At 75.0% G+C, this 11994-nt stretch carries 13 protein-coding genes; 3 read left to right on the top strand and 10 right to left on the bottom strand.

The annotated features are described in order from the left end of the window. Positions 1-30: 30 nt before the first annotated feature. A complete protein-coding gene (gene dapD / locus ACIQTO_RS33600; protein WP_402396194.1) occupies positions 31-1020 on the top strand; it encodes a 2,3,4,5-tetrahydropyridine-2,6-dicarboxylate N-succinyltransferase in 990 nt (329 codons plus the stop codon). A 227-nt stretch (positions 1021-1247) separates the two neighbouring features. Here dapD and ACIQTO_RS33595 read toward each other — a convergent pair whose 3' ends face one another. The 6 genes from ACIQTO_RS33595 to ACIQTO_RS33570 all read right to left on the bottom strand — a co-directional run bounded on the left by ACIQTO_RS33595 (position 1248) and on the right by ACIQTO_RS33570 (position 7034). After that, complete coding sequence (locus ACIQTO_RS33595; protein WP_402396192.1) at positions 1248-1919, bottom strand: DUF6099 family protein; 672 nt, start codon at positions 1917-1919, stop codon at positions 1248-1250. Positions 1920-2163: 244 nt separating this feature from the next. Continuing rightward, the gene (locus tag ACIQTO_RS33590) at positions 2164-2556 is read right to left on the bottom strand and encodes a nucleotide pyrophosphohydrolase (protein ID WP_402396189.1); all 393 of its coding nucleotides are present in this window, start codon (positions 2554-2556) and stop codon (positions 2164-2166) included. Continuing rightward, a complete protein-coding gene (locus tag ACIQTO_RS33585; RefSeq protein ID WP_402396186.1) occupies positions 2553-4037 on the bottom strand; it encodes an AAA family ATPase in 1485 nt (494 codons plus the stop codon). The genes ACIQTO_RS33590 and ACIQTO_RS33585 overlap by 4 nt, the downstream gene beginning before the upstream one ends. Before the next feature lie 246 nt (positions 4038-4283). Next, positions 4284-5126, bottom strand: coding sequence for a putative RNA methyltransferase (locus ACIQTO_RS33580; RefSeq protein WP_402396183.1), 843 nt, complete (start codon positions 5124-5126; stop codon positions 4284-4286). A 52-nt stretch (positions 5127-5178) separates the two neighbouring features. Beyond that, positions 5179-6057: a RimK family alpha-L-glutamate ligase gene (locus ACIQTO_RS33575; RefSeq protein WP_402396181.1), complete on the bottom strand. Its 879-nt coding sequence runs from the start codon at positions 6055-6057 to the stop codon at positions 5179-5181. Next, positions 6054-7034 carry a RimK family alpha-L-glutamate ligase gene (locus ACIQTO_RS33570; RefSeq protein WP_402396179.1) on the bottom strand — a complete coding sequence of 327 codons (981 nt, stop codon included), beginning with the start codon at positions 7032-7034 and terminating at the stop codon, positions 6054-6056. The genes ACIQTO_RS33575 and ACIQTO_RS33570 overlap by 4 nt, the downstream gene beginning before the upstream one ends. A 283-nt stretch (positions 7035-7317) precedes the next feature. On the opposite strand from ACIQTO_RS33570, the gene ACIQTO_RS33565 reads away from it, so the two are divergent. Then, positions 7318-8211 (top strand): GNAT family N-acetyltransferase, encoded by an 894-nt coding sequence (locus ACIQTO_RS33565; protein ID WP_402396177.1) that lies wholly within the window; start codon positions 7318-7320, stop codon positions 8209-8211. Positions 8212-8277: 66 nt separating this feature from the next. Here ACIQTO_RS33565 and ACIQTO_RS33560 read toward each other — a convergent pair whose 3' ends face one another. Next, the gene (locus ACIQTO_RS33560) at positions 8278-8697 is read right to left on the bottom strand and encodes a fic family toxin-antitoxin system, toxin component (protein ID WP_402396174.1); all 420 of its coding nucleotides are present in this window, start codon (positions 8695-8697) and stop codon (positions 8278-8280) included. Then, positions 8694-8930, bottom strand: coding sequence for a toxin-antitoxin system HicB family antitoxin (locus ACIQTO_RS33555; protein ID WP_380576310.1), 237 nt, complete (start codon positions 8928-8930; stop codon positions 8694-8696). Before ACIQTO_RS33555 ends, ACIQTO_RS33560 begins: the two co-directional genes overlap by 4 nt. A 178-nt stretch (positions 8931-9108) precedes the next feature. On the opposite strand from ACIQTO_RS33555, the gene ACIQTO_RS33550 reads away from it, so the two are divergent. After that, the gene (locus ACIQTO_RS33550; protein ID WP_402396172.1) at positions 9109-9306 is read left to right on the top strand and encodes a hypothetical protein; all 198 of its coding nucleotides are present in this window, start codon (positions 9109-9111) and stop codon (positions 9304-9306) included. 53 nt (positions 9307-9359) lie between these two features. On the opposite strand, the gene ssuE is transcribed toward ACIQTO_RS33550, so the two are convergent. Together ssuE and ACIQTO_RS33540 are read right to left on the bottom strand one after the other, a co-directional pair. After that, the gene (gene ssuE, locus ACIQTO_RS33545; RefSeq protein WP_402396169.1) at positions 9360-9950 is read right to left on the bottom strand and encodes an NADPH-dependent FMN reductase; all 591 of its coding nucleotides are present in this window, start codon (positions 9948-9950) and stop codon (positions 9360-9362) included. Positions 9951-10132: 182 nt separating this feature from the next. Continuing rightward, entirely contained in the window at positions 10133-11812 is a 1680-nt protein-coding gene (locus tag ACIQTO_RS33540) for an FAD-binding oxidoreductase (protein WP_402396166.1), read from the bottom strand. Positions 11813-11994 lie beyond the last annotated feature (182 nt).

Below are 11994 nucleotides of genomic sequence, written 5' to 3'. Positions count from 1 at the left end.
CGGCGCCCCGTATTCGTTAACGTGCACGATGTGACTGCAGAATCCACCTCCCTCGCAAGCGGCGCCGTTGCCGTCGGTCTGGCCACCATCGCCGCCGACGGCACCGTCCTCGACACCTGGTACCCCGCCCCCGCGCTGGCCGCCGAGCCCGGCCCGGCCGGCACCGTCCGCCTGACCGCCGAGCAGGCCGAGACCGAGCTGGGCGCCGGCGCCGCCGAGGCGCTGCGCGCCGACGCGCGCCGCGGCGTGGAGGTGGTCGCCGTGCGCACCACGATCGCCTCGCTCGACGAGAAGCCGATCGACGCGCACGACGCCTACCTGCGCCTGCACCTGCTGAGCCACCGTCTGGTGAAGCCGCACGGCCAGAACCTGGACGGCCTGTTCGGCCTGCTCGCCAACGTGGCGTGGACCAGCATCGGCCCGGTGCAGGTGGACAAGGTCGAGCAGGCCCGGCTGGCCGTCCGCGCCCAGGGCGGCCAGCTCGCCGTGTACGGGATCGACAAGTTCCCCCGGATGACCGACTACGTGGCCCCCTCCGGTGTGCGCATCGCTCACGCGGACCGCGTCCGGCTCGGCGCGCACCTGGCCGCCGGCACCACCGTGATGCACGAGGGCTTCGTCAACTTCAACGCCGGCACCCTGGGCACCTCCATGGTCGAGGGCCGGATCAGCGCGGGTGTCGTGGTCGGCGACCACAGCGACATCGGCGGCGGCTCCTCGATCATGGGCACCCTGTCGGGCGGCGGCAAGCAGGTCGTCTCGGTCGGCGAGCGCTGCCTGCTCGGCGCCAACGCCGGTATCGGCATCTCGCTGGGCAACGACTGCGTGGTCGAGGCCGGCCTCTACGTCACCGCCGGCACCCGGGTGACCACCCCGGACGGCAAGGTGGCGAAGGCGGTGGAGCTGTCCGGCCAGGACAACCTCCTCTTCCGCCGCAACTCGCAGACCGGCGCGGTCGAGGTCATCGCCCGGGCCGGCTCCTGGGGCGGTCTGAACGCCGAGCTGCACGCGCACAACTGATCGCCTCCTTCGAGGTCTCGGGCCCCGGCACCGCTTCGGCGGCGCCGGGGCTTCCGGCTGTTCCGGGGGCTTTCGGGCCTGTTCCGGGGCTTTCGGCTCTCTGTCGGGCGCTTCCCCCGGTTCCCGTCTGCCCGGTTCCTGGGGCCCACCCCCGCCCCTCCCACCCCCACCCCCTCCCGGGGCCGCCGACCTGCAGGCCTCAGTCCGCGAAGCCCCGCCCCGACCGCCTACCCCATCGGCACGGACACCTCCGGCGCGCCGGCCGGGCCCGGCATCCGGTAGCCCGGTCGCAGGGCCTCCCGCCCCGGCCCGCCATCACCCGGCGGGCCGATCCTGAGCACCAGTAACGGCGCCCCCTGTTCGGCGGCCGGTGCCGGGAGCCCCGGTGGACCGGCCGCACCGCCCGCCGCCGCCTCACCGTCCTCGGCCCGCCGGACGGACTCCCGCAGCCGGCCCACCACGTCCCTGCAGTCGGCGCCGGCGTCGACCCCGTCGATGCACGTCCAGTAGAGGCTCTCGGTATCGGCCCCGCAGGCCAGCACCACCAGCGTCTCCCCGACCTCCTGGAGCAGCCCGAGGAGCTCCTCCAGCGCCGGGCCGAGGGCGCCGAGCTCGGTCAGCCGCCCGGCGCGTCCACCGATGCCCAGCCCCAGCAGGGCGGATGAATCGCCCGAGGACTGGTCGAGGCAGCCCGCGGCGTGGGCACCGGCCTCGGCCAGTTGCTGGCCGAGGCCGGCCAGCTCGGCGTCCTCCGGCCCGGTGTCGTCCAGCTCTGCCAGCCGGGCACCCACCGCCTCGGTGAGCAGCGCGGCCTGTCGCGCCTCCAGCAGCACGTCGGACACGTTCCTGGCCTCGGCCAGGGCGTGCCGGGCCGTCTTGATCAGTCGCAGCGCCTCCATCGGCGGCCACCCCTTCCACGCGTTCGCACCGTGCCCGCCCCGTCCTGCGACGGGTGGGCACCTGGTCACGGCGAAAGCGTGCGCCGACGAAGGGATCGGCGCAGCCACCCCCTCGGAACCTGTGGACAACCCCGGGGGTGTGGACAACTCTTGTCCCTCGCAGGGGTGAGTCACCCACACCTCGATTGACTCCGGCGCCCCGGCCCCTGAGCCCCGCACACCGGATTCCGACCCAGGCTCAGACTCAGGCGCCGGACCCCGCCCCCGCCCCCGGACCCGGACCGGGCCCGGCCCCGGGCGCCGGGAACCGCAGCTCATTGCGCTCGATCTTGGCGGCCAGGGCGGTCAGCGGGTCCACCCCCACCGCGGTGCAGAACTGCAGCAGGTACGCGAGGACGTCGGCGACCTCGTCCCGCACCCGGTGCGCGCTGTCCGGCTCGGACATCACCGAGCCGGCCTGCTCGGGGGTGAGCCACTGGAAGATCTCCAGCAGTTCCCCGGCCTCCACGGTCAGCGCCGCGGCCAGGTTCTTCGGCGTGTGGAAGGGCTCCCAGCGGCGTTCCGCCGCGAACTCCGTCAGCCGCTGCCGCAGGCTCTCCAGGGTCGGGTCCGCCGGTTCCGTCTCTCGTTCGCTCACCCGTCCAGGTCTACCTCATCCAGCGCCACGCCCGCCGGTCGCGGTCCGCCGGCGGCTCCCGAGGCACCCACCGCCCGCGCGCCCGACTCCGCACCCGACCGCGCACCCGGCCGCGCACCCGCGCCCGAACCGGTCGGCGCACCCGAACCCGCCCCTGCCACCGCGCCCTCCCCGCGCGCCGCCTGGGCCGGCACCCGCGCGGTCTCCGCACGCAACACGCTGTGCCCGGAGCCGGGATCGCGCCGGCACTCGACCAGGGCGACCCCCGGCGGCAGCTCACCGGGCCCGCCGAACGCCTCCCGCGCCGCGGCCGGCTCCTGGAGGGCGGCCAGCACCCGCAGTTGGTCGCGCCCGGCCATCTCCCCGGCGAGCCGCAGCAGCGAGGCCGCCTGCTCGGTGCCGAGTCCGGCGCCGAGGTCCTCGGCGAGCACGGTGAGCTGCCGGTGCGCCCAGGGCACCTCGGCCGCGTCGAGGTCGAGAACGCCGGCGCCGGTGAGCAGGACGGCGGCGAACGCGAGGTGGCGCAGCATGCCGTCGGAGGCCTGGTCCGCGCCGGTGCGGCCGAGGACGCCCTCGTCGAAGACGGCGAGGACCCGCTCGTCGGCGCCGGCACCGCGGCGGGCCAGGTCGAGTCCGAGCAGGGGGTGCGGGGCGGCGGACTGGACGACGCGGAGCAGCCGGCCGTAGCGGCGGCCGCATTCGTTGCTGAGCCGGGCGATCACGGCGGAGATGTTGGCGGCGGTACTGAGCAGCCGGGCCTGCGGGTCGGGGCGGGCCCAGTCGCGCATCAGCCCGGGCACGGGGTGGACGGGGAAGACCTCGCGCAGGGCGGTGAGCACCTGTTCGGTGGCGGCCAGCACCGTGCGTTCGCCGGGTGAGGACCCGGCGACGCGCAGGGGGATCTGGGCGGTGATCAGGGTGGTGTTCGGGAAGGGAGCGCGGATGTCGCCCTGCCGGGTGTCGTTGTGCCAGCCGACGTTGACGCGCTGCCGGCGGAGGTCCTGTTCGCCGGTCTCGACGAGGATCCGGCCGTCGAGGGTGAGCTGTTCACGGGCGATCCGGACCGGTCCGTCGGTGCGGATGACCAGTTCCAGCCGGATCGGCCCCTGGTCGGAGCGGACGGTGCAGCCCAGGATGACGGCGTCGCGGCCGTGCGGGACGCAGCCGTCGAGGCCGCCTCGGACGGGCGTCGTGAGGGGGCCGCCTAGCCCGGGCAGACCGTTCAGGGAGTCGGTGATCTCCTCGCCGAGGGCGAGCCGGGAGAGGACCGCGAGGGCGTCGAGGGCGTTGGACTTGCCGACACCGGCGGGCCCGTACAGCACGGTGAGGGGCGCGAGCGGCAGGACCGCGCGCCGGTACGACTTGAACGAGGTGAGCCGGATCTCCTCGACGGTGGGGCGCTGGACGGAGGGCGGACCGGGGTCCGGCGTCCGCTGGTGGGGGTGGGCCGGCACGGCGGGCCGGGTGGCGTCGCGGTTCACCCGTCGGACGTTAGCCGCCGCTCGGGCGGCAGAAACGTGCCTGCCCGCCAGATTCATCCCAATGAGGCGCCACCGACACGAGGCGCCACGGACATGAGGCGCCACCGACGCCGCGGCCCGACGGGCCGGCGTTCCCGGGGCCGGCCCTACCGCGGCACCCGGGGACCGGGCCGGGAGGCCCCGGGGAGAGCGCCGGTCCGGGAGCGCCCCGGAGACGTCCGCGGCCCCGGGGGCGGGCACCCCCGCTCAGCGCCGGTAGGCGGCGACCGTCACGGAGGCGGTGACCTCGACCGGGTCCGGCAGGGCGGCGAGCCGGGCGGCCAGCCGCTCCTGGTCGGTGTGCCAGGCGCTCGGGCCCATCCCGACGACCGTGCGGACGTCGGCGGCGGACAGCCGCAGCCCGAACTCGACCTCCTGCCGCCCGACCGGGGTCAGATGGGGGCCGAGCTTCTCGTCGATCCGGCGCTGCTTCTCCTCGTCGACCGAGAGCAGGCCGAGCGCGCCGACCAGTTCGCGCAGATGGCGTGGGGTCGGCGAGACCAGCAGCAGGGTGCCGCCGGGCCGCAGCACGCGGCGGATCTCGGGACCGTTGCGCGGCGCGAAGACGTTGAGGACGAGATCGGCGGTGCCGTCCAGCAGCGGCAGCGGACGCCAGGCGTCGCACACCACGGCGCCGATCCGGGGGTGGGCCCTGGCGGCGCGGCGCAGCGCGTACTTGGAGATGTCGAGGGCGGCGCCGGACCGGCCCGGCAGGGCGTCCAGGACGTGGGCGAGATAGTGGCCGGTGCCGGCGCCGAGGTCGGCGACCAGGCCGTCCGGTGCGGCGTCGGCGAGGGCCCCGGCGGCGGCGTCGGCGAGGGCCGCGGCGATCGGGCGGTAGTGGCCGGCGGCGAGGAAGTCGCTGCGGGCGGCGACCATCTCGGCGGTGTCACCGGTGCCGGTGTGCGCGTCGCCCGCGAGCAGGCTGACATAGCCCTGCTTGGCGATGTCGAAGCTGTGCCCGGTGGGACAGCGCAGGGCGCGCCCGTCGGGGGTGAGGCCCTGCGCGCAGTGCGGGCAGGCCAGGTAGGGCTGGATGTCCTGCAGCAACGTCCGTCTTCTCTCGCCGTCCGGTCGTGCGGTCCGGCCGGAAGGGCCAAGCCTAACGACCGGCGGTGTCCTGGCGCGCATCGCGCTGTGCCGGGAGGCGGAGGCCGCCGGCCTGCCGGGCCTCGACGCCGTGGCGGGCCACCCGCAGGGCGAGCGCGGCGAGGGCTTCGGGGGCGCCGGCCTGGCCGCGGATGCCGGGGAAGGCGTTGATGTCGACGATGACCGGTTCGGCCGGACCGTCGAGCAGGTCGACGCCGTAGACGTCGAGGCCGAAGACCTCGCCGACCCGGCGGGCCAGCTCGGCACGGTCGGCGGGCAGCTCCCGGGGGCCGAACGGCCCGCCGCCGTCGGGTGCGCCGGCGGGTTCGGAGAGTTCGGAGCGGCGGCGGGCGCAGAAGACCTGCCCGGCGACGACCCAGAGCTTCTGGTCCCAGCCGGTGCCGGCGAGGTAGGGCTGGGCCACCACGGGTTCGTCGGGCCACGCCTCGGCGAGGGCGCGCAGTCCGGCGGCGTCGTCGACGCGGGCGACCAGGTCACCGCGGCGACTGTGGCGGCTCTTGATCACCGACGGGTGGTCGAGGGCGGGCAGTCCGGCGATGGTGGCGGCGGTGCGGGTGGCGGCGAACGGCAGGCCCGACCGGCCGGCGAGATCGGCCATGTCCGTGCGGTCCTGGCAGAACGCGGTCGCGGCGGCCGAGTTGACGACGGGGGCGCCGCGCTCCTCCAGGTGGCGAGCGAGCGCGAGGGCCCGCGGAGTGCGGGCCTTGAGCAGGTAGACGTCGGCGAGCGGGCCGGGGCCGAGGAGTTCGGCGGCCGGGAGGTCGTCGCGGTTCGGGTCGAGGCTCTCGACCCGGTGGCGGGGGGACAGCAGCGCGGCGGTGGCGGCGAGCAGCGGATGGCCGGGATCGGCGGTGAGCAGGCAGATCCTCATATCGCGCCGCCCACGGCCCCGTTGACGAGGTCGCCGCGACCCAGGCCGTCGATCAGCCCCGCGCCGCCCACGCCCACGGCCGTGCCCTGCGCGGGCAGCCGTACCGGCTCCGCCACCGGGACGGCCGGCGCCTGGTCCAGCGCGGGCGCCGGAGCGGAGACCGCCGTGCCGGTGCGGGCCAGCCGCAGCACGGCGCGGGAGACCCGGGCGACCGCGTCGGGCACCTGGCGGAAGCTGGGGAAGTCGTTGATGTCGACGACCACCGGTCCGTCCGGGCCGAGCAGGACGTCGACGCCGTAGAGGTCGAGACCGAAGACCTCGCCGACCTGCGCGGCGATCCGCGCGACGTCGCCGCTGAGCGGCACCTGCCGTTCGCGCACGCCCTGGCCGGGGTGGATCGGGGAGCAGCGCTCGGTCGCGTAGAGCTCGCCGTCGACGCAGTACACCTTGAGATCGGTGCCGGAGTTGGGCACGTAGGGCTGGGCGATCAGCAGGCCCTCGCCGGCCAGTTCGGGACCGAGTTCGACGAGGTGGTCGGGGGTGGGGACGAGCCGCACGGCCCGTCCGGAGCTGCCGTCGGCGGGCTTGACCACCAGGGGGTACTCGGAGGCCGGGATCTCGGCGAGCCGCTCCCAGCGGGCGGCGGCGTAGGTCACCGGGACGGGCAGGCCACGGGTCCGCGCGATCACCGCGGCCAGCGCCTTGTCCCGGACACCGCGGATGGAACGGACGTCGTTGACGGTGGTGAGGCCGACGGCGGCGGCGGCTTCCAGGAGGGTCAGGCCGGGGCCGCCGGAGACGGTCTTGAGCACCCAGGCGTCATGGCTGCCGGCCCGCACCGCCTCGGAGATCGCCATCAGCGAGTTCCCCGGGCGCAGCACGTCCACCCGGTGCCCCCAGGCGGTGAGTTGGCGCACCACGTCGAGCGGCATGCCGTCGTGCCGGTAGTGCTCCTCGACCAGAAAGCAGAGCCTCATGAGCCTGTCATCCCCCTCGCCTCTCCCCGTGCCGACGCCCGCCGATCCGTCCGGCGGAGCTGTAAAAGCCCCAGGATGCCACGGGGTCCGCACACAAGATCGCCCGGCCTGTAAGCATTCGGCAACAATCGGTCCGAAATGCCCGGGCTCCCGGCGCGCCGGACCGACCGCACACCGGCCGCGCGGCGGCAGCCCACCGACCGCGCGGCGACCGCGCAACCGCACCCCACCGACCGCGCAGCGGCGGCAAAAAGGCTGGCAGGAACGTGACAGGCCTGCTTGGATGCACCGCGTGACTTCCGCCGATCTTGATCCCGCCCACCGCCCCCTCCTCGACGAGATCGAGCACTACTACGACGCGGTGCCGCGCGGCTCCGCCCGCGTCGAGGACTTCGGTCCGCTGAGCCTGTTCGTCCGCGAGGGCGAGGGCTGGCCGTACTACGCCCGCCCGGCACTCGGCCACACCGGTCCGGCGGTCACCGCCGAGGACGTCCGGCGGGTGCTGGCCCGCCAGCGCGAGCTGGGCGCGCCGCAGGCCTTCGAGTGGGTGGCCGAGCACGATCCCCTGCTGCGCGCGGCGGTGGAGGAGGCCGGGCTGGCGGTGCACGAGCACCCGCTGCTGGCGCTGGGCCCGGACGAGGAGCCCGCCCTGCCGGGGCCCGAGCTGCCCGCGGGGGTGTCGGTGCGCGTCCTGTCCCCGGCGGATCCCGACCTCGCGAGCGCGACCGCCGTCCCGCACCTGGCGTTCGGTGAGCCCGGCACCGGCCTCGGCCTCGCCGGACCGGACGAACTGGCCGTGACCGCCGAGCAGTTGGCCTCGGACGGCGCGGTCGCGCGGATCGCCGGGCGGATCACCGCCGGGCTCACCGTGCTCGCCGCGGCCATCCAGGACGGTACGGCGCTCTGCGCGGGCCAGCACAACCCGGTCGGCGCGGTCACCGAGGTGGCCGGTGTCGGCACCCTGCCGGCGGCGCGCCGGCGCGGCCTCGGCCTGGCGGTGACGGCGGCGCTGGTCGCGCACGCGCGGGCGAACGGCGTGCGGACGGTCTTCCTGTCCGCCGCCGACGAGGACGTCGCCCGGATCTACCGCCGGGCGGGCTTCCGCCCGTTCGCGACCGCCCTGATCGCCGAACCCGCCGCGACCGAACCCGCCGCGACCGGGCCGGCCGGGGCCTGACCGGCCGCGCCGCCGCCCGGCCCGAAGCCCGCCCGGCCCGAGAACCGGCCGTCGCGCACCCCCGCCCTACTCCTCGTTGTCGTCCTCGCCGCTGACGTCCTCGCCCTCGGCCTCGTCCACCACCCACGCGGCCAGCCGCTCGGCCACGCCGGACACGCCGAGCCGCCCCTCGCGGATCGCCCGGGCGAGGCTGCGCACCTCGCGGGCGGTGGTGGCGACCGTGCAGCCGCTGGCCACCAGGTAGGCGTAGGCGACGGCGGTGGCGAACAGTTCGTTGGTCTTCTCCAGGGCCGGCACCCGGATGAGCTGGTGCATCAGGGCGGCGGCGCGGTCCTGCGGTTCGGGGTAGACGGCGATGTCGAAGATCTCGGCCTGGTGGCGGGCGACCGCCGCGAGCAGCGATCCGTAGTCGGTGACCTGCGGGTCACCGGGCGTGTACTGCTCGGCTGTCATGAGCAGCCACGAGAGGTCGACCTCCAGGTTCAACGACGCACGTCCTGGAGGTCGCCGCGCTCGCCGAACTCGGCCAGGAAGGAGGACTCGTACTCCTTCATGAACTGCGCGGCGGCGTCGACGAACACCCGCCCGGCCTCGCCCATGTCCTGCTGGACCAGGCGCTCGATGTACTGGTTCATGCTGATCCCCTGCTGTTCCGCCCGCTCCCGGGCCATCTCCGCGGTGGTGGCGTCCACCCGGACGTTCAGCTGTTTCTTACCCATGAAATTCACGCTAGCGCTGAAGTGCTAGCACGACAAGGGCGCGCACACCTGAGCCGCGCGCCCCGGAAACGCCACCCTGGCGCCACGGGAGCAAGACTTGAAGAGTTCTTCACCTTCGTAGACTCTGAACTGCCCCGAGCGTTCCCTGGAGTGGCACCGACCGGTGTGGAGGCCGGCAATGACAGCGATGTTCGACCAGGAGCTGCGCGAGCAGCTCACCCAGGCCCGCAAGGAACTCGCGGCAGCCCGGACCGAGGAGGACGCCGACGGCGTCCAGGCCTACGAGGGACGGATCGCCGGACTGCTGCGGCTCGCCGCACAGCACGGGATCACCCTGCCGCACAGCGCCGACGACGAGGAGCGGCGCGAGCTCTGAGCACCCCGGCCCATCGACGCGGGCGGTCCCCGGAACCCCGGGGGCCGCCCGCGTCACCTCCGCGCGAGGGCGCCGGGCCCGGACCGCCCGGCCGCGGGCAGCCCACCGGGCACCTCCGGCGGCAGCGCGGCGAGGAAGTCCGCCACCGCCTGCTCCAGCCGGGGCGCGGCGTCCGGCGCCAGGCGCGGCGGGCCGCCGTCGAGCGGCTCGATCGCCCCGTCGAGGACGAACGCGCCGCGCACGACGTACCGGGCGCCGAGCGCCGTCAGCACCGGCCGCAGCGCGTAGTCGGGGGCGAGGGCGTGCGCGAGGCTTCCGCCGGTCATCACCGGCAGCACCGTCTTGCCCGCCAGCCCGGACCGGGGCAGCACGTCGAGGAAGGCCTTCAGCAGTCCGCTGTAGGCCGCGTTGTACACGGGTGACGCCACCACCACGCCGTCCGCGGCGGCCACCGCGTCGAGGGCCTCGCGCAGCACGGCGCTCTCGGCCCGCCCGGCCAACAGCTCCGCCGCCGGCAGGTCGCGGACCCGGACGTGCCCGGTCCGGAAGCCGGCCTCGGCCAGGAGCCGGACCAGATGGGCCGTCAGCGCGGCGGTGCGCGAGCCGGCCGAGGGGCTGGCGGATATCGCGAGCAGGGAGGTCATCGGAAGGGCTCCTTCACGGGGGACACGGCGGCGGCGGAACACCACGGCGGCAGGGCGCGGCGGCGGCGGGACAGAGCGGTGGAGCACGGCGCGAACGCCCGCCGCCCGGGCGCCGCCCGCCCGCACGGCGCCCGGACGGAACCGGGCGCCGCGGCGGAGCGGGCGACCCCGCCGGCCACCACTCAGACCGCGGGCAGCCCGACGGACTGGCCGTGCCGGAAGACGTCGTGCGGGTCCCACGCCGCCTTGATCCGCTGCAGACGCGGGTAGTTCTCCTTGTAGTAGAGGTCGTGCCAGGGCACCCCCGAGGTGTTGAGGAGCGGGTCGCCGAGGTCGATGTCGGGGTAGTTCACGTAGCAGCCGTCGGTGATCCCGTTCGGCACCGGCACACCGCCGGTGTCGGCGTAGACCGCCCGGTAGCAGTCGCGGGCCCAGCCGATGTTGCGGGCGTCGTCGGCGGGGTCGTTCCAGAACACCTGCCAGAGCATCTTGAAGGCCGCGTCCCGGTGCGGCGCCGCGGTGGCCGCCGGGTCGACCGCGTTGATCCGGCCGCCGTAGGAGGTCAGTTGCACGCTGATGTCCGGGTTGGCCACGTCCTCGCGGGTGAGGTGCTCGTAGAGCGCGTCGAGCTGCCGGTCGGGGAAGCCGGCCCGCATGAAGGCGGACTTGTACTCGGCGCGCAGCGTCGGGTCGTTGAGCACGCCGTTGGTGGTGCCGAGCATCCGGACCGCCTTGAGCCAGGGCAGCCGGCGCGGCGCGGCGAACCGGGGCAGCGCGGGCAGTTCGCCCATGTGCCGGGTCAGCGCGCCGCGCTCGACGGTGATGCCGTCGCCGATCCGCTCCAGGTAGTCGGCGAGCAGCTGCTCGGCGTCCGGCGCCGAGGCGTCCACCAGGACGAGCATGCCGATCTGGCCGGCGCTGCGGTGGTTCAGCACCAGTTGGCTGATCAGCGCCCGGGCCGGGTCGTCGGGCCCGAGGTGGGCCACGTGCCAGTCGGCGTAGTTGTGGGCCAGGCGGACGAACTCGTCCCGGCTCAGCTCGTCCCACGGCCAGCTGACGGCGCTGACCAGGAGTTCCTCGGGCGGCCTGGGCAGCAGGGCGCGCGGGTCCCGCCCGGTGGCGTCCGGCGAGCGGAACCAGTAGCGGGTGACGACGCCGAAGTTGCCGCCCCCGCCGCCCGTGTGGGCCCACCAGAGGTCGTGGTGCGGGTCCTCCGGGTCGCGGGTGCCGATCACCGCGCGGGCCCGGCCGCTCTCGTCGACCACGACCACCTCGACCGCGTACAGGTGGTCGACGACCAGGCCGTGCAGCCGGCAGAGCGGTCCCCAGGCGCCGCCGCTGACATGGCCGCCCATCGCGACGGAGTAGCAGAACCCGGCGGGGACGACGACGCCCCACTCCGGGTAGAGGGTCTGGTAGGTGCGCAGGTTGGTCGCGCCCGACTCGACGGCGATCGCGTTGAGCCCGGGGTCGTAGCCGACCTCGTGCATCCCGGACATGTCCAGGATGATCCGGACCTCCGGGTTGTGGACGAAGTTCTCGTAGCAGTGCCCGCTGGAGCGCACGGCCAGCCGCCTGCCCTGGTCGAAGGCCTCCTGGACGACGGTGACCACCTCCGCGGTGGTGCTCACCAGCCGGATGGCGTCGGGCGCCGCGACGTAGCGCTGGTTGAGCCCGCTGACCAGGTCCTCGTACTGGCGGTCGGCCTTGGTCACGGTGATCCCGCCCCGCCCCCGCAGGGGGTCCGCCGTCACCCCGCCGCCGTCCGGCGCAGCCCTGTTCTCCGGCACACCCCTGTTCTCCAGCGCGCCCCCGTTGTCCGAAGCCCCCGTGGTGGCCGTGCCGGCCACGTCTTCGATCATCTCTGTCACACCTTCTCTTCACGCGAAATCCTGGGCGACGTGCCCGTCCCCGGCGTTCCCGTCCGCGACGAACCGCCGAATTCCTGTGATCCCCCGTACGGTGTTCCGGATCGGCCGGGTCACTCCCGGCCGATCCGCCGGACGGGATCGCGTCGTGAAATCCCCCGTGGTGTGCGGTCGCC

Source organism: Kitasatospora sp. NPDC091207, from assembly GCF_044768625.1.
Taxonomy (GTDB): domain Bacteria; phylum Actinomycetota; class Actinomycetes; order Streptomycetales; family Streptomycetaceae; genus Kitasatospora.
Note: the sequence above shows the minus strand (reverse complement) of the source record. Positions and strands in the feature narration are given on the sequence as shown.